Below are 18061 nucleotides of genomic sequence, written 5' to 3'. Positions count from 1 at the left end.
GTCGTCAGCCACCGCCCTGGAGTCCACGTTGGATCTGCAGCGTTTCACCACCGAGTCCTATCCGGAAGTCGAACGGCCTCGCGCCTGGCGCGAGGCGCTCGACCGCATGGGCCTGCAAACCGGTGCGCTCGCCACCGGCCGGGCGTTGCACGGGACGATCAAAACGCAGACATCGATTGGCGGCTTCGATCTGAGTCTGCTCGCCTCGGTGGCACAGACCCTGGAACTGAATACGTCCGCGGCTGATAGCCTGCTGATCGTGCTGAATGTCGACGGCGACGCCATGCTCATTGCCGATGGCAGGCGCGAACCCGTCGCGCCGAACGACCTGGTTTACCTGCCTTCGCGCGAACACGCATCGCTCGCTTTCGAAGCCGATTTCCGCGCCTTTGTCGTACGGGTGCCGCGCGCGACGATCAGTGCGCGATTGCTCGCGCCGTCGTCGATGCGCGCCGGGCGAATCGCGGCCGACGCCGGTATCGGTCATGTGTTCTCGGCGTTTCTCATGTCGATTGTGGAAAACCTCGATACCTTGTCGGTGAGCGAGTTACGCCCGCTCGAACTGGCGCTCGCCGAGTTCCTGATCGCCAGTCTCGCAGTGCATCAACGCGAGGAAAACATCGGTGGCCTAACTTCGACCCAGGCTGCGATTTTCTCGCGCGTATGCCGCAGCATCGATGCACGCCTCGCCGATCCGGACCTGAGCCTGGCGCCGATCGCGAAAGAGGAGCGTGTCTCGCCACGCTATCTGCAGAAGCTGTTCGAAACGGTCGGCCAAAGCTTCTCGACGTATCTGCGCTCGCGCCGCCTCGAACGCTGCCGTGCCGAACTGATCGACCCACTGTACGAAAAGATGTCGATCTCCGACATCTGTTTCCGCTGGGGCTTTAACGACCCCGCCCATTTTAGCCGCGCGTTCCGCGAGCAATATCACACCACGCCGCGCGCCTTCCGCCACGAAGCCAGCCTTGAACTTGCGCGGCATCTGGTCCAGCGCATTTCACGCGGCCTGCCGTTCAACGCCGAGGCGTTGCTGATTCACGCGCAAGCCGGTGCACAGGCCGCAAGAACGAAGGCAGCACATGCCGATCATGCAGCGGCCAACGATACGGATACGCTCGTTGCAAATCCGCCGGTAAAGACGCATACCGGCCAAGGGAAAGGAATCGGCCGCGCGCCGGGCAAGCCACGGCATCATCTGCTGCGCGCGACCGCTAACACCGTTCACTGGGGCTACTTCTCCCACGACCTGAAGCCTGTGCTCGAAGTGGAGAGTGGCGATACCGTGACAATCGAGACGCTGACGCAGCACGCCTCCGACGATTGGGCGCGCATGGTAGCGGGCGACCCCGGTGCCGAAAGCGTGTTTCACTGGACTGCCGAGCGCAAGAACGTGAACCGGCGCGGCGCCGGACCGATCGATGCGTCGATCTATGGACGCGGTGCGGGAGAAGGCTTCGGCGTGCATATTTGCACAGGCCCGATCGCCATACGCGGGGCAGAGCCCGGCGATGTACTCGAAGTCAGGATTCTCGCCGTGCATCCAAGGCGTTGTGCCAATCCGCAGTTCAGCGGGCGTGCCTTCGGTAGCAATGCCGCCGCGTGGTGGGGATTCCACTACCGCGAGTTGCTCACTGAACCGAAACCGCGCGAGGTCGTCACGATCTACGAACTCGATGCCGAGCTACCTGAGCACGGTGCATCGTATGCGCGCGCGGTCTACAACTACCGCTGGACGCCGCAACGCGATCCGTTCGGTGTCGTGCATCCGACCATCGACTATCCAGGCGTTCCCGTCGACCATTCGACGGTCGAGGAAAACTACGGCATCCTGAAGGGCGTCAAGATACCCGTGCGCCCGCATTTTGGGCTGATCGCAGTCGCGCCGCAGCAGAACGGCTTGATCGATTCGATTCCGCCGTCGGCCTTCGGCGGCAACCTCGATAATTGGCGCATCGCGCAAGGCGCGAGTGTGTATCTGCCAGTCGGGGTGGCTGGTGCCCTGCTCTCGGTGGGAGACCCCCACGCATCGCAGGGCGATTCGGAACTGTGTGGCACCGCGATCGAATGCTCGCTGACCGGCGACTTTCAGCTCGTGCTGCACAAGAAGGCCACCCTGGCCGGCCAACCGTATCTGGACCTGACCTATCCGCTCGTCGAAACCGCGGACGAATGGGTGCTGCACGGCTTTAGCCACGCGAATTATCTGGCCGAGTTTGGCACTCACGCACAAAGCAAGGTGTACGAAAAATCGACACTCGACCTCGCGATGCGCGACGCGTTTATCAAAACGCGTCGCTTTCTGATGACCACCAAGGGGCTCAGCGAAGACGAAGCCATCTCGCTGATCTCGGTTGCGGTCGACTTCGGTGTGACGCAAGTGGTCGACGGCAACTGGGGCGTGCATGCCATCATTCGCAAGGCGTTGTTCGCGTCATAGCGAAGTCGATGACAAGCGAGTGCAGATTCAATGCCTCGCCTGGCCGGCTGTCGACCCACCCTGCGCGAGCCCTTCATCAGGCGCGTCCGTAACAATCGATTTCAGCGCCACCCGGCTCGCCGCCAGTTTGACGAAGTCGGGCATCGGCCGCCGCAACGCATCGTCGAAGCTGAATGCGCTTTCCAGCGACTGAGCAATATCCAGCACGCGACGATCGCCGCGGAACGGTCCCACCAGTTGCAGCCCAAACGGCATGCCGGCATGGTCCGTTCCGGCCGGCAACGAGAGCGCGGGATGCGTCAGCAAACTCACCACGTAGGTCAGTCCCAGCCAGCGGTAGTAATTTTCGAGCGGGCGTCCATCCATCTCCGTGAGCGCGACCTGTTGCCAGGGGAACGGCGAGACGGGACAGGTCGGCGAAACGATCAGATCGTACGTGTCGAACGCGGCCTGGAAGCGCCGAAATATGCGGGTCTGCTCTGCATGCGCCCAGACGGCATCACCGAGCGACATGGCGAGCCCCATCTCGTAGTTGGTACGCGTATTCGCTCCCAGCAGATTGGGGTCACGCTCGTAGATCTCCTTGAAGCCCGCGATGAAATTCTGCGCGCGAATCACATCGAAACAGCGGTTGACCTCGCCCAGCTCAAAACTCACCGGTTCGCAGACACCGACGTAGCCCGACAGCGCCGCCATCTTCGCGCGAAACGTCTGCCGCGTAGCTTGAGATACCTCGCAGACTCCAAAGTCTTCGGTGTACCCGATCCGCAACGCGTTCAGATCGACGTCGCGTGCCCGCAGAATGGTCCGGAAATCGCACTCGACGCCGAGCGGTTCGCCACCGTGCAGGCCCACCGTCGCCGCCATCTGCAGACGCATATCGGCCACGGTGCGCCCCATCGGGCCCGACACGGTCAGTGGCGACCAGCCGAGCAGGCGGGTGTCGCCAGGCACCAGTCCCGGAGACGGGCGAAATCCCGCGACACCACAATACGCAGCGGGAATACGCAGCGAGCCGCCGGTATCGGACCCCGTGCACAAGGGCAGCATGTCCGTCGCCAACGCGACAGCAGAGCCACCGGACGAGCCGCCGGCGTTCAGCGCGGGATCGAAGGGGTTACCGGTGGCGCCCCATACCGCGTTGCGTGTATTGGCGCCCGCGCCCATTTCCGGCGTGTTGGTCTTCGCGGTCAGAATTGCGCCCGCTGCGCGCAAACGCGCGACCATCGCGTTGTCGTGAGCGGGCACGTTGCTGCGAAATATCGGCGAGCCGTAAGTCGTCAGCAGACCGCCAGTTTCTTCCAGGTCCTTTACACCTAGCGGCAGCCCATGCAGCAAACCCAGTTTTTCACCACGCATGACCGCCTGCTCGGCAGTGCGTGCTTCGCTGCGCGCCTGTGCGAAACGCGTCGCCGCGACCGCATTGACGCTGGGATTGACGGCTTGCATCTGCGCGATACAGGCGTCCAGCAGTTCGACGGGCGAAAGCTGGCGGCTGGCGATCAGACGCCTGGCGTCTACCGCCGACAACGTGTTCAATGCAACGGAATCCATATGCGGGCTTTCCCGGCTGATGATTGAGGGACGATCAGCCCGATTTTCTCTGAAGCCGGCTCTCCGTGTCGAGCCACTGGTTCACGTACTCGACCACGGCATCACGGGTATTTTCCAGGTGGCTACGGGTTTGCGCATATACGGCGTCGACATCGCCCGCCTCGTAGGCCGCGAGAAGTCCTGCATGCTCGCGATTGTTCGATGCCATGATGTCTTCATTCACATGCATCGAAAGACTCACATAAGGACGCGCCGCGAGCGAAAGCGATTCGCACATGTCGAAGAGGCGCGTGTCCGCCTGGCTCTTCACCAGATGCGAGTGGAAGTCTTCGTTCAGCAGCGACCACTGTTCCGGCGATGTGGTCGCCTCCATCGCGTCGTGCGTGCCTTGCGCCGCTTCCAGATCGGTTGCCGTAATCTGCACGCAGGCGCGCTGCGCCAGCATTGGTTCGAGCATCATGCGCAGTTCATAGATGCCGGTCACATCCGCGAGCGTTAGCCCTCGGGTGACGACGCCCTTGTTCGCGTCAATCGAAACAAGACCTTCTGCGCGTAAGTCGCGAAACGCCTCACGAACCGGCGTCGTGCTGACGCCAAGACGCTTCGCCACCTCCTCCTGACGCAGATGCGTGTTAGCCGGATACAGCCCTTGCAGGATTTCCGCTCTAAGCGTACTCAATACATATTGTTGAGCTGTCCGATAGAATCTGGTCAATGCCCTACCCCAAAACAGTTTCGATCCACGCCGCGGCTTGCAGGGTCGGCAGATCGTCACCCTGTCTGCCCAGCACCTGAAAACCTAGCGGCATGCCGTCCGAAGTTTGCCCCGCAGGCACCGTCACCGCTGGAACACCGAGAAAACTCCACGGCGCGCAGAACGTCGCGTCGCCCGTATCGGCCAGGCCTTCGGGCGCTCCACCCGTTGCTGGTACCGTCACCAGCGCGTCGCAGCCGTCGATGAAACCAGCAAATTCGCTGCGTAGCTTCGCCTGAAGCGCCAACGCGGTTTCGTACTTTTCTGGTGACACCGCTGCGCCTGCGCTCGTCAGCGCAAGCATATGCGTACTGATCAGGTCCGGATGGTCCGCTGCTAACGGTCCGATCGCGCGAGCTGCTTCAACCTGGAGAATGGTCTGCAAGGCATCGAGCATCGACGGCATTGCGTCGAACGGATCGAGTTCGATCAATGTCGCGCCCGCAGCCTGCAGGCGCGCGAGCGTGGCATCGAAACTGGCCTTCTGTTCCGGTGTCACGCGGTCCCAGAACGGCGTACGGACAACACCAAGCTTACGCGGCGGTTGCGCCGTAAAGTAGGTATGCCAGGCATCGAGACTTTCGAGCACCTCGGGTTTCGCGTCGACGAACAGCGCGTGACAAAGTGCAGCGCCTTCTACAGTCCGGGCAAAAAATCCCACGTGGTCCAAAGACGGCGCCAACGGATGCACGCCCGCCTTCGATACATTGCCGTGACTCGGCTTATAGCCGACCACACCGCAAAACGCTGCAGGCCGGATCACCGAGCCGACAGTCTGCGTGCCGACCGCAAGCGGTACGATGCCTGCACCGACCGCGGCAGCCGAACCACTCGACGAACCGCCTGGCGTATGAAGCCGGTTCCACGGATTGACCGTCGGACCCGGCTCGCGCCAGGCAAATTCGGTGGTGACGGTCTTGCCGAACACAATGCCGCCGAAGTGGCGAATCCGTTCGACGATCCACGCGTCCTCGGCAGGCTGAAAACCTTGATAGATAGGCGAGCCGTAGGTCGTCGGCATGTCGTGCGTCGCCATCAGATCCTTCACGCCGATCGGCAAACCAGCCAGCGGTTTAGCCACTGCGTTCACGGTCTCGTAGCTATCGGGCCGGTAGACGAAGGCCTTCAGCCATGGTTCGCACTCTTGAGCACGTAGCTGCGCGGCTTCGAGCCGCGCGCGACAAAGCTGCGGATCACCGCGACTGGCAATCAGTTCGGCGATAAATGCGCCACTCTGCTCACTCATTTCGCACTGGCCTTGGCAAAGGAATCGTCTACCGCGCTGTCGTACGTGACACTGCCCGGTTTGATATTGCCGATGTATTCCTGCAGGTCCAGCGCATTGCGGAACGCCTGCTGCGAGATGTCGGGGTTCGCCGCATAGATTTTCTGGCTGATCAGACGGTCCACTGCAGTCTCCACGATCTTCTTGTCGAGCGTCGGAAATTCCGCCACGGCGACAGCCTTGGCCGTATCGGGCGATTGCTGGATCAACGCTTCCGCCTGCGCGACCGATTTCACAAAGGCCGCCACCATCGCCGGCTTCGACTTGATCGTGGCCGCAAGTGTGTCCATCGTCGAGAAAGCGTAACCGCCAGGGTAAGCCTTGGGAAACGCATAAAGAATCTTGTAGCCCGACGCGATTCCCTGATCCACTTGCGGCTCATAGATTGCAGCGGCCTCGGCGCGTCCTGCCGAGACGGGCGCCAGTTCAGTGCCGATCTGCACCGTATTCAGATTGACGCCAGCAACTTTCTCTTCCTTGATCAGGCGCTGCAGCAGATACGTGCTGGTCGACGGCGGTAATGCCGTCGACACCGTTTTGCCCGCGAGGTCCGCTGGATTCTTCAACGCCGAGTCGGGCGGCGTCAGGATCCACACCGGCACGCCCGCCACGACATTCGCCACGTTGACGAGCGTTGCGCCTTTGAGGTTAGCCAGCACCGCGGTCATCGGATCCTGTAGCGAGAAGTCGGCGTGCCCGCCGATCACCGCGGCAACGCCTTGCGCGCCGCTGCCGGCCGTGACCTTCTGCACGTCGAGACCGTTCTGCGCGAACAGGCCCTTGTCTATCGCGACATAGAGCGGCAGATACTGAATCGATTGAAATGCCTGGTAGACCACAACTTTTTCCGGCGCGGCTACTGCGGGCTGACTCGCCGCCATCGCAAACACCGCACCGGTCGCGGCGCCAAGCATGAACCGGTTAAGCGTCAGAACGCTGAACGACGACGGTTTTCGCTGCGAGACAAGAGACTGCTTCATCGCTTCGTTTTCCATGAAATGATGCGGTTTTCCGCGAGTTGAACGATCCAGGAGAGCAGCGTCGCCATCAACGTCAGGATGATGATGCCGAGCCAGACTGTATTGAGGTCGAAGAGCGAGCCTGCCACGAACACGGCATGACCAAGACCTGCTTGCGACGCGATGTATTCGCCTACGACAGCGCCGATCAACGCGAAGCCGATATTCACGCGCAGCGTCGAGAAGATCCACGGTAGCGCGCCCGGCACGATCAGTTTGCGAAAGATCATCCCGGGCTTCGCCTTGAAAGAGCGAAACAGGTTCAACAGATCCTGGTCGACCTCGCGCGCGGCGGCGCAGGAGGAAATCATCGCTACGGCGAAAGTGGAGATACCGGCCAGCCAGACTTTCGAGGTCATGTCCGAACCGAACCAGATGACAATCAGCGGGCCGAGCGCAATCTTGGGAATACTGTTGAGAATCACTGCAAAGCCTTCCGTGACACCCGCTACGCGCGGCACGAACCAGAGCAGCAAGCCGAGCCCGATCCCCAGACCGCTGCCGATCACGAGTCCCAGCACGGTCTCATACAGCGTCGTCAACGTGTCCGTAATGAGACTGCCCTGCGCGAGCCCCACTGCCGCGGCTTTATAGATGCCGAGTGGCGAGCCGAACAACTGGCCGTTGATCCACCCGCGCCCAGCGGCCACCTGCCACAGCACAACGAGCGCCACCATGATCAGCGTCACAACGCCACTGGTCGCTCCCAGGCCTTTCAGACGCCGCACACGCATACGCCGTCCTGCTGTTTGTGCTGACATAACTGCATCACTCATGTCGACGCTCCTGCATGATGAATCGTATTGCTGCGCAGACCGCCCCAGATGCGCTTATGCAAGGTGCGAAACTCCGGCGCCTCGCGAGCCGATACCGCCGTGCGCGGCCCCTGCGTAGACAGTTTGACGTCGACGGAGTCTTCGATGCGCGCAGGCCGGCCGCCGAGCAGAATCACCCGGTCGCTCATCGCAATCGCCTCTTCGATGTCGTGCGTGACGAGCACCACGCTGGTTCCGCTGCTTTGACGCAGCGCCATGACGTCGTCCTCGAGTGCCAGGCGCGTTTCATAGTCGAGGGCCGAGAACGGTTCGTCGAGCAGCACGAGGGTGGGGTCGACCAGCAGTGTGCGGGTCAGCGCAACCCGCTGCCGCATGCCGCCCGATAACGCCTGTGGGTAGGCGTCGACCACCGAGGTCAGCCCATAGCGCGCGAGCATCTCACGGGCGCGGGCGATGTCGTGAGGCGTCACCTTTCTGTAAAGCTCGATGCCCAGCAGCGCGTTTTGCAGGACCGTGCGCCACGGCATCAGCAGATCTTTTTGCAGCATATAGGCGATGCGGCCCGCACCGCCGTCCGCGCGGCGGCCGACTTCGATACGCCCGCTCTGCGGACTAAGCAGTCCCGAAACCAGATTGAACAGCGTGCTCTTGCCCGCGCCGCTGCGACCGACGATCGAGACGATCTCCCCCGCTCCGACGCTGAAATTCAGCCCGGAGAAGAGCGCGGTTCGCACGCCGTCGTCGGTTTCGAATCCATGGTTAAGACCTGCAACCGTAAGGCGGGGATCCGGCCGGACATTGGGAGAAGAAACCGCCTTTACGGACTCGGACGATGTCGTCGAATCCGGCGTGTTCGGTGTGTTCATTGGCAAGCCCGAAATCCGTTGTGCACAATGCACAATGAGCGAAAAAAATTCGGATCACAACTCGCCATAAAAAAATCTAGAGATTTACACCGATGCCTACCGAAGGCGCTTTGTCAGGATGGCGGTGCAGTTTCTTTAGTTTTTTGTAATGCCGCCTCAAGCAACGGCGCACCGAGTTCCGCACCGTGAATGCCCGTCGTGCTGACAATCTCCAGCAGTTCCATGATTTCCTCGGCCGTTGCTCCGTAGCGCAGCGCGTTACGCATGTGAAGCTTCAGTCCCGGGACGTACAGATGCGTGGAAGAAGCGTCAAACGCGCAGTAGATCAGTTCCTTGACCTTCGGACTCAGCACGCCGGTTTTCCATGGCACCGATGAAAACTCGACGTAAGCTTCAAACAGATCGGGATCGAGTTCAAGCAGCCCCTCCCAGGTGGGATGCCAGTAGCCGCGGTTCTTTTCAAAAGCCGCCTTCAATGCGAGCCTTCGATCGTCGAGCGGTGCGGGGCCCGTGCGCAGGCCCTCTTCCTCCAGCACTTCAAGCAGTACCGGCACGCCTACATTGCTTGTATGGATGCCGATCGTGCACACCAGTTCGAGCACCTCCATCAATTCATCGCGCGTCGCGCCGAACGACAAGGCGCGCTGCAGATGATGCGCGACGCCCGGCGCGTACAGTTGCGTCGCACAGGCATCGGCGGCGAGCGCGATGAATGCCCGGACCTTGTCGCCAAGATGGTTTTTCCGCTGCGGCACGCAAGAAAACTGCAGATAAGCCGCCACGAAACCCGCGTCGAGACGCAACATGCTCTCCCACTCGGGAGACCACGCACCATGCATGCGGATGAATTCGTCCTTGATATGCTGGACGTCGTGCTCTTGAGATGACGGCTTGCCTGACTCGTTTGAACTCATCGCGTTGTTCCTGTCGAAAGCGGAGAGGGCCGTGTGCGCGCCATTCTGTTGGTGCCGCGATCAGCGTCACACGCCGGCCGGATAGTCCTTCTCTGCGACTTCTTCCTGCCACGTCGCCTTGCCGAGCGATGTCGCGATATGCACCATATAGCTGCTGTCGCTCGCGCCATGCCAATGCCGCTCGTTCGGTCCAATGAAGACGATGTCGCCCTGGCGAATCGGTTGGGGAGCTTCTCCATCCTTGCATATCCAGCCCTTGCCAGCCGTGACCGTCAATACCTGACCGTACTCGTGCGTATGCCAGTAAGTTCTGCCTCGCGGGGCAAACAGCACCGTGTTGATCGTAACGCCATCAGTCGCCGGCATCACCGGATCGGCCCACACCTCGCCCGAAAACGTCTCGCCCCGAAGCTCCGATTTCGCGCCGTCCGTCCTGCCGTGAAATACCTTCATGCCTGCTTCTCCTTTTCTCAGTTGTCCTTGCCAGCGTCATGCAACCGCACGCCGCCCGACACATCGCCGATCGCATCGACGACCCGATTGCTGATCACATCGCCATAGCCGAGTGCCGTACCAAGGCCGAAGCTCGCCAACGGCCCTGCGGAATTCAGCGACATTACGCCCAGTTCTCGCACGCGGTCCACATATAGCACCACGTCTTTGGTCATCAGCTTGCCGGTGAGACCGCCTTCCAGATAATCGCCGTCGACGATCTTCGGAAAGCGGTTCAACGTTGCAAAGTTGACCCCGCTGCTGCTGTTCAGCACATCGAGCAGCAGATGCAAATCGAGGCCGGCCTTTTTCCCGGCCACCATCACTTCAGCGCTCGCAGCAAGGCTCACCGCATTCAGAAAGTTATTCAGCAGCTTGGTCGTGTGGCCTGTTCCGCTCGCGCCCATGTATGCGATCTTTGCGCTGATCGGCTTGAATGCCCATTTCAGCTTGTCGACCGCGCCGGCGTCGCCGCCCACCATCAATGTCAGCGTGCCCTTTTCAGCGGCCGCTGCTCCGCCCGAGATGCCGGCGTCGACATAGTGAACGCCACGTTCTGCGAAACGTTTTGCCAGGCGGATGGTGGAACTGGCCGCAGCCGTGCTCAGATCGACCACGACCTGCCCCGAACGGCAATGCGCGAGCACACCATCCTCCCCTTCGACCACCGCCTCCACGATTTTGCTGTCCGGCAGGGACATCATCACGACATCCGCGAATGCCACGACATCGCGCAGCGTACCGGCAGGCTCTGCGCCAGTTGCCGCAATACGGTCCTTCACGGTATCGAAGCCGAGTACAGCAATACCTGCATCGACGAGCCGTCTCGTCATCCGGCCACCCATGTTGCCAAGGCCGATAAAGCCGATCCGATTCTGATTCATGAAACGCGTCCCTCTTAAAGAAAAACAGTTGCTTTAGAAATCGACGTCCTTCGTTTCCGGGCCCATTAGCGCGCCGACCATCCCAATCAGGCCACCGAGGCACAGCAACGCGACCGCCGTCATACGCAGCGGCATGAATGCACTGAGCCAGTTCATATAGAACGCGTAGAACGACGGAATGATCACGGAAAGACTAAAGCCGACGCCGAATCCGGTTGCGCGCACATCGGTCACGAAACGCTCGTTGATGTACGTGACGATTACGCCCCATGGTGACGTCACGAGTACGGCAAGCACACAGACCAGCAAAATAATTGCTGTCAGCGACAAACCCTCGACATTAGCCAGCACATACAGCAGCGCCGCGCCAACCGTCGCGATCAACGGTCCGACGATGACAAAGAAACGGCGGCGTCCGATCCGTTGCGCGATCAGCCCCGAACCGATATAGCTGAAAAACAGCACGAAATAGGTGATCATCAGCGTCGATGCCATCTGGAAGCCCGACAGGTGCAGCGTTTTCACGAGCAAGCCGGTGGGCAGAAAGATCGTCACAATGTTTTGTGTGAGCCAGAAGCCGGTCATCATCACCAGCACCTGCAACAGGTTGCGTCCGCTCTTGCCGCGAATCAGGTCGGTAAGCGGCAGTTTTTCGGCTTGCGCCGCTTTGTCAGCGGTTTCGCTTTGCCAGATTTCCGACTCCGCGACCTTGCGCACGTAGTAGGTCGCGAGCACACCAGCGAGCGCCGCGCCCAGCACGAAAGGCACGCGCCAGCCCCACTGCGCATACGGCGAATTCATGCCATTGAGCGGAAAGAGCGCGAACATCAGCATCGCCACGAGGTTGATCGTCACATACGCGGCGGGAAAGCCTGCAATGATGAAACCGCCGACGAAGCCACGCTGCTCTTTCTTCGAGTATTCGATTGCGAGCGGCATGGCGCCGGTGTAACCGCCACCCAGAAAAATGCCGTCGACAAAACGCAGCAACACCAGCAACCAGTACGATGCGAGGCCGATACTCTGATATCCGGGCAGCAGCGCAATCAGCAACGTGACCACCCCGAAACCCGTCACCGACCAGATCGACGCCTTACGTCTGCCGATCCGGTCCGCGATCATGCCGAACAGCAATGCGCCGACCGGCCTGCCGAGTAAAGTTGTGATGAAAACCAGAGACGCCAGAATCGTCTCTGTCCCGGTCGAAAGATGCGGCGGTTGAAAAAACCCGAGCACCGGCGAGAGTACGACGACCGGTAGGTAAATATCGAACATGTCGATAAACTCGGAAAAGAACGCGCCCTTGATCGCATTGCGCCTTTTCGTTTCGATCGACTGCTCGCCTTCCGACTGGACTACGTCATTGGCAGTTATGGTTTTCATCGTTGTCTCCTGGGTGTTGGTCTGCCACGTAATCAGGCCGTCGAGTTCTCCGCCTCGTAGGCCTTGATCGCTTCACTCGCGACGCGGAATGCCGCCAGCGCAAGCGGTGCTCCACAATAAACAGCTGCCTGCATCAACACCGCGCGAATCTCGTCGCGTGTCACGCCATTGCGCAATGCGCCCCTCACGTGCACCCCCAGCTCATGGTGCTGGCTCATCGCCGTCAGCATGCCGAGGTTCAACATGCTGCGCGTCTTGAACGACAACGTCGTATCGCCCCAGATGTCGCCCCAGCAGCATTCGGTGACGAACTTCTGCATCGGGCGATTGAAGTCATCCGCGTTGGCCCACGACTTCTCCACGTGCCCTGCACCGAGTACCTCCTTGCGGTTCTCAAAGCCTTTGTCGAAGCGTTCGTTGTTGTCCATGGTGAGATCCTCTCTGGTTCATTGCGGTTTCAGATTCAAACCGTCCTGTTGCCGGACACACTGATTGTCCGACAATGAAAAAGTGCAAATTTTTTTGCCCCATCCGGTCTAGCCGAACCGGGCAGTCCAACAATAAAGCGGCTTTCGTCAGGCCGGGCCATATCCGACCATCGACTTCGTCTCCAGATACTCGCGCAGGCCGGCTTCGCCCCACTCACGGCCATTGCCCGAGCGCTTGTAGCCGCCAAACGGCGCGCCGAAATCAGCCGCGGGATAGTTCAGGTGCACACCGCCTGCGCGCAAGGCACGGCCTACTTTGCGTGCGCGCTCGAGGTTGCCCGATTGCACGTAAGCGGCGAGACCATAGTCGGTATCGTTGGCAATGTGGATTGCCTCTTCTTCCGAGTCGTAAGCGATGATCGAGAGCACAGGTCCGAAGATTTCCTCGCGCGCAATCGTCATATGTGGCTTCACGTCGGCGAAAACGGTTGGACGCACGTAGTAGCCGTGTCCAATGCCGGCAGGCAGGCCCGTCCCGCCCGTCACGAGCCGTGCTCCTTCGTCGATGCCCTTCTGGATCAGTGTCTGCACGCGGTTGAACTGATTACGGTTAACGAGCGGTCCGAGTTGTGTAGCCGGGTCGTCGGTTGGACCCATACGGTAAGCCTCTGCAGCACGCTTTGCGATTTGCGCGGCGTCGTTCATCAGATGACGCGGCACGAGCATACGGGTAGGAATCGAGCACGACTGACCGGAGTTCGTAAAGCACGCTGCCAGACCACGCGTCACGGCCTCGTCGAGGTTGACGTCGTCGAGCAGGACGTTCGCGGACTTGCCGCCAAGCTCCTGAGCGACGCGCTTAACCGTAGGCGCTGCCGCCTGCGCCACCAGCACACCCGCGCGCGTCGAACCGGTGAACGAGACCATGTCGATGCCCGGATGCGACGCGATCGCCGTGCCAACGCCAAGCCCATCGCCGTTGACCAGATTGAACACACCGGCGGGCACTTGCGCTTCATCGAGCACCTCGGCGAACAGCAATGCGCTCAATGGCGAATACTCGCTGGGTTTGAGCACCATCGTGCAACCGGCCGCGAGCGCCGGGGCGATCTTCACTACGATCTGATTGATTGGCCAGTTCCATGGCGTAATCAACCCACATACGCCGATGGGCTCCAGCACGACGCGCGTGCTGCCACGTTGCTCTTCGAAGTCAAAGCGCTCGAGCACGTCGATCAGCGCATTGAGATGCGCCGGGCCGCGCGCGGCCTGGCCGCTGCGAGCAAAGGTAATCGGCGCACCCATTTCACGGCGGATCAGTTCAGCGAATTCGTCGTAGCGGCGCTCGTAGACTTTCAACACGCGTTTGAGCAGCTCGACGCGTTCGCGGACATCCGTGGCGGACCACGCCGGAAACGCCCGGCGTGCGGCGGTCACGGCCTGATCTACATCTTGTGCGTTGCCGAGCGCAATCTGCCCAATCGTTGTTTCCGTGGCCGGATCGACCACATCGAAGCGGACCTCGGACAAGGGTTCGACCCATTGTCCGTCGATAAAGAACTGCGCTGTGTGTGACATGATGGACTCCGAATCTGTCGGTTTCAGTTCAGGATGCATCGCGAGGCAATAGCCGGTAGAGTTCCGTGTGATCCGTGGACGGTGTCGAACGCTGCGCTGCCTCATCCCAGACTTCCGCGCACGTCGCGCCGAGCGTCATCGGATAACCGACGGATTGCCCAAGGGCCCGCGCAATCTTCAGGTCCTTGTTCATCAACTGAAGCGCGAATCCTGAAGCAAACGTGCCGCTCAGCATGAACTGCTTGACCTTGTTCTCGGACGTGTTGCTGCGGCCCGACGACGCATTCAGCACGTCCGTCATCACCTCGGGTTCGATGCCGAAACGCTGCGCGATGTGCAACACTTCGACAGTCGCCGCGAGGCCCGCGGCTGAGACGTAGTTGTTTAACGCTTTGGCGGCATGGCCCGAACCCGCAGCGCCAATGTGAAGCACGCTCGTTCCCATCGCGTCGAGCAGCGCCTTGCAGCGAGCGAGAACTTGCGCATCGCCACCGACCAGGATCGCCAGCGTGCCCTCCTTCGCCCGCTTGACGCCGCCCGAGACCGGCGCATCGAGATAGGCTAGACCGCGCTCTTCGAGCGTCGCACCGAGCTTGCGCGAACGCTCGGGTTCCGACGAACTCATGTCGATGACGACCGCGCCTTTCACAAGCCGGTTCGCCCAACCGTTAGCACCGTCTCCAAGCAACACGCTTTCCACGATCGCCGAATTGGGCAGCATCGTGATCAGCACGTCTAGCTCCGCGGCGTTTTGGGCTTGCAGGCGCTGGCCGCCGGTTTGTGCGGTCAACGTATCGACACGAGCGGCGTCCGCGTCGTCGAGATATAGCTCGAACCCGCTACCCGCGAGACACTGCACCATCGGCGTACCCATCATGCCGAGTCCGATGAAGCCGATGCGTTTCGGTTGGGTCATGACATGCGTCTCCTACTTCAACGCCGAGAAGACCGTCGGCGTCAGAAAGTGATTTTCAACGCGCTCGACAATCGGCTTCTCCGCCTCAGTAGCAGAGCGCTTGGCGATCCACTCCGCGTCCGCCTGGAATGCGTTCCACTTCTGCTCGCGCTCCGCGAGACTCTCCCACTTCACCATGTAGGTGAGCGTGTGATTGCTCGGACCGATCAGCGTGGTCCAGAAGCCGATTTGCTCAATGCCGTATTTCTCGAAGAATCCGAGCGTGATGCTGGTAAAGCGATCGAGCAACGCCGGCAAACGCGTGGGGGCGCAGTGATAAATACGCATTTCAACGATCATGTAGTTCTCCAGTTAAGGTTGTGTGGTCTTCTATTGTGCTGTATTTCCGCAGCGGCGATCAGGTGCCTCAGTCCGTAAGCCCTTCGTTAGACGACCAACGTTCGACGTATTTGACGAGTTCGGTCATATCGCGCTTCGTGCCGTCCTGCATTGCAGCGTAGTTCCATACCTGGCGCGCAACATTGCCCACCCACATCGGCACGCCGAGGGCCTGGCATTCTTCGACGGCAAGACCGATGTCCTTGCAAACGCTGCCGATTGGAAAGCCGAAATCGAAGGTGCGCGGTAGCACCTGCTTCGGAAACTTGTCCAGCGTCGCGCCGTTTTTGCCGCTACCCGCGTTGATCACAGACATCATGACTTCGGGATCGAGGCCGCCGCGCATCCCTGCGACGAACGCCTCGGAGGTGATGGCGAAGGCCGTCGACGACAGCATGTTATTCAGCAACTTCAGCAACTGGCCCTGTCCAGCTTCTTCACCCACGATGAACACCTTGCCCAGTACTTCGAACAATCCACGCACTTCGTCGACCGCCGCCGGGTTGCCTGCGGCCATGATCGCAAGCGTGCCCTTCTTCGCTCCTGCTGCTCCGCCGCTCACCGGTGCATCGACAGTTGCGATGCCTTTTTCCAGCAGTCCGCCGGCGACTTCCTTCTCGGTGCGGGACCCGACGGTCGACAGGTCAACCAGAATCTTCACGCCGCTGCCTTCAATCAGGCCGCCATCGCCTAACGCGACCTGCTTGAACACGGCTGGAGTGGGCAGGCTTGTAAACACGATGCGTGCGTTGTCGGCTACTTCGCGAACAGATTTCGCTGCCCGCGCGCCAAGCGCTGCGAGTTCCGCGACCGCCTGTTCGTCACGGTCGTAGACAATCAACGGGTGACCGGCTTCGATCAGACGCCGCGCCATCGGACGGCCCATCACACCCACACCGACAAAGCCGATTTGATTCTGTTGCTCACTGCTCGACATGATTTCCCTCATCCATGAAAGATCGTTTGTTTCGCGTTGCTGCAGCGCTGTTTCAGCTTCGTTTCTGCTTCGCAGCCGTCAAGCCGCTTGCGTTGGGCGCGCCATGCGCATCAACGTTGCGGCATCCGGCTCACGGTCGAAGCGCCATAACATCTCCGTCAGCGGTTGCGGCTGGACGCCGGAGCCGCCATATGCAGCCAGCTCGCGCAGCTTCGCCGCCAGTTCCTCATCCGTCAGCGGCGCTGCGAGGCTGCCGCGCCCGGCATCGACTCGCCGCGATACGGACTCTCCCGAACGCAACACGATGCTGACCTGCGCCGACTCGACATCCCACGACGCATCATCGATGAAACGCAAGCGACCCGTGAAGGCCTTGAGCGAACCATCGGCGACCGCCTCGTCACTGAACTCGGCGAGACCCGCTTTGCCGCGCGCCAGGGTCACTGCAACGGCATGTTGCGCGCTGACCTGCGATTCACGCCCCGAGCGCACGCCGGGCCGGTCGGTCCGTTCACGCAGAAGCGGATGTCCGGTCAGCTCGACGCGCTCGATATCGTCAAGCGTCCAGCTCGCGTCGCGGCGCAACTCAAGACACGCGTCGATGACCGGGTTGAGCACGACACCACACGGATAGGGCTTATATGTGTTCGACGACAACGCCCAGTCACTTCCAAGGCCATCCGTGATCGCGCCCAGATCCGGTCTGGCAGCGCTCACGCGCAAATATCCGCGTGCTCCTTCGAGAGGCGCGTCGGGACCCGAAAAACCCTCTGCAGCCAGCAGTGCAGACAACAGTCCATTGCGCGCCGCATTCCCGACGCTAATGCTTTTCGACATCGTGCCAAGTGTTTCAACCAGACCACCCGCCTGCGCCGATGCATTGCCAAGCGCCCAGACGATCTGTTGTTCGCTCAGCCCGCGGGCTTTAGCAACCGCCGCGGCGGCACCGAAGACGCCGCACGTCGAAGTGATATGCCAGCCGCGCTGATAGTGTTCGGGCGACACTGCGTTGCCGATCCGGCATTCCACCTCTACGCCAAGCACGAACGCAAGAAGCAGCGCTTCTCCACTGATCGTTGCGGACTCCTCCTGCGCTTCTGCCAGCGCAAACAGCGCGGCCGCGACCGGCGCGGTTGGATGGATGATCGTCGGCATATGCGTGTCATCGAAATCGAAGACATTGGCGCTCATTGCGTTGAGCGCCGCTGCGTTCAACATGTCCGTCTGATCGGCACGTCCGATCACGCTGGCGCTCCGATCCGCGCGAAAGCGACCGTAGACTGCGGCCGCCTTGTTGATCACTGGATCGTGACAACCGGCGAGCGCAACCGCGACGTAGTTCACCAACGCACGTTTCGCCTCATGTCGTACAGCAGCCGGTATCTCGGACCATCCGGTCGTGGCGACGAATCGTGCCAGCGCACATGTGATTGTGTTTGCCGGGATCGTTTGCATCG

Annotated in this window: 17 protein-coding genes; 1 reads left to right on the top strand and 16 read right to left on the bottom strand. The window is 60.9% G+C overall.

What is annotated here, in order from left to right; genetic code table 11:
• The first annotated feature begins 28 nt into the window (after positions 1-28).
• On the top strand, positions 29-2440 hold the full coding sequence (locus BUS06_RS30140) for an acetamidase/formamidase family protein (protein ID WP_074269371.1): 2412 nt from the start codon (positions 29-31) through the stop codon (positions 2438-2440).
• Positions 2441-2467: 27 nt separating this feature from the next.
• Here BUS06_RS30140 and BUS06_RS30135 read toward each other — a convergent pair whose 3' ends face one another.
• The 16 genes from BUS06_RS30135 to BUS06_RS30060 form a co-directional block, all read right to left on the bottom strand.
• The gene (locus BUS06_RS30135) at positions 2468-3994 is read right to left on the bottom strand and encodes an amidase (RefSeq protein WP_074267996.1); all 1527 of its coding nucleotides are present in this window, start codon (positions 3992-3994) and stop codon (positions 2468-2470) included.
• A gap of 34 nt (positions 3995-4028) precedes the next feature.
• On the bottom strand, positions 4029-4673 hold the full coding sequence (locus BUS06_RS30130) for a GntR family transcriptional regulator (RefSeq protein ID WP_254369000.1): 645 nt from the start codon (positions 4671-4673) through the stop codon (positions 4029-4031).
• A gap of 40 nt (positions 4674-4713) precedes the next feature.
• Positions 4714-5994, bottom strand: a complete 1281-nt coding sequence (locus BUS06_RS30125; protein ID WP_074267994.1) for an amidase — start codon at positions 5992-5994, stop codon at positions 4714-4716.
• Entirely contained in the window at positions 5991-7013 is a 1023-nt protein-coding gene (locus BUS06_RS30120) for an ABC transporter substrate-binding protein (RefSeq protein ID WP_367946973.1), read from the bottom strand. The genes BUS06_RS30125 and BUS06_RS30120 overlap by 4 nt, the downstream gene beginning before the upstream one ends.
• Complete coding sequence (locus BUS06_RS30115; protein WP_074267993.1) at positions 7010-7828, bottom strand: ABC transporter permease; 819 nt, start codon at positions 7826-7828, stop codon at positions 7010-7012. Before BUS06_RS30115 ends, BUS06_RS30120 begins: the two co-directional genes overlap by 4 nt.
• Positions 7825-8694 carry an ABC transporter ATP-binding protein gene (locus BUS06_RS30110; protein ID WP_083611678.1) on the bottom strand — a complete coding sequence of 290 codons (870 nt, stop codon included), beginning with the start codon at positions 8692-8694 and terminating at the stop codon, positions 7825-7827. Before BUS06_RS30110 ends, BUS06_RS30115 begins: the two co-directional genes overlap by 4 nt.
• A gap of 113 nt (positions 8695-8807) precedes the next feature.
• A complete protein-coding gene (locus BUS06_RS30105; RefSeq protein WP_074267992.1) occupies positions 8808-9608 on the bottom strand; it encodes a carboxymuconolactone decarboxylase family protein in 801 nt (266 codons plus the stop codon).
• Positions 9609-9674: 66 nt separating this feature from the next.
• Positions 9675-10061, bottom strand: a complete 387-nt coding sequence (locus BUS06_RS30100) for a cupin domain-containing protein (RefSeq protein ID WP_074267991.1) — start codon at positions 10059-10061, stop codon at positions 9675-9677.
• A gap of 17 nt (positions 10062-10078) precedes the next feature.
• A complete protein-coding gene (locus BUS06_RS30095) occupies positions 10079-10984 on the bottom strand; it encodes an NAD(P)-dependent oxidoreductase (protein WP_074267990.1) in 906 nt (301 codons plus the stop codon).
• Positions 10985-11017: 33 nt separating this feature from the next.
• Positions 11018-12367 carry an MFS transporter gene (locus tag BUS06_RS30090; RefSeq protein ID WP_074267989.1) on the bottom strand — a complete coding sequence of 450 codons (1350 nt, stop codon included), beginning with the start codon at positions 12365-12367 and terminating at the stop codon, positions 11018-11020.
• Between the two features lie 32 nt (positions 12368-12399).
• Positions 12400-12795, bottom strand: a complete 396-nt coding sequence (locus BUS06_RS30085) for a carboxymuconolactone decarboxylase family protein (RefSeq protein ID WP_074267988.1) — start codon at positions 12793-12795, stop codon at positions 12400-12402.
• Between the two features lie 147 nt (positions 12796-12942).
• Positions 12943-14373 (bottom strand): aldehyde dehydrogenase family protein, encoded by a 1431-nt coding sequence (locus tag BUS06_RS30080; RefSeq protein WP_074269368.1) that lies wholly within the window; start codon positions 14371-14373, stop codon positions 12943-12945.
• 28 nt (positions 14374-14401) lie between these two features.
• A complete protein-coding gene (locus BUS06_RS30075) occupies positions 14402-15289 on the bottom strand; it encodes an NAD(P)-dependent oxidoreductase (RefSeq protein ID WP_074267987.1) in 888 nt (295 codons plus the stop codon).
• Between the two features lie 12 nt (positions 15290-15301).
• Positions 15302-15628, bottom strand: a complete 327-nt coding sequence (locus BUS06_RS30070) for an NIPSNAP family protein (RefSeq protein WP_074267986.1) — start codon at positions 15626-15628, stop codon at positions 15302-15304.
• A 67-nt stretch (positions 15629-15695) separates the two neighbouring features.
• Positions 15696-16649, bottom strand: a complete 954-nt coding sequence (locus BUS06_RS30065; RefSeq protein WP_302050892.1) for an NAD(P)-dependent oxidoreductase — start codon at positions 16647-16649, stop codon at positions 15696-15698.
• Between the two features lie 33 nt (positions 16650-16682).
• Positions 16683-18059: an MmgE/PrpD family protein gene (locus BUS06_RS30060; RefSeq protein ID WP_143787749.1), complete on the bottom strand. Its 1377-nt coding sequence runs from the start codon at positions 18057-18059 to the stop codon at positions 16683-16685.
• Positions 18060-18061: the final 2 nt, after the last annotated feature.

Origin of the sequence: Paraburkholderia phenazinium, assembly GCF_900141745.1 — a bacterium.
Lineage (GTDB): Bacteria > Pseudomonadota > Gammaproteobacteria > Burkholderiales > Burkholderiaceae > Paraburkholderia > Paraburkholderia phenazinium_B.
The sequence above is the reverse complement of the archived record's forward strand: the minus strand, read 5'-3'. Positions and strand labels throughout refer to the sequence as shown.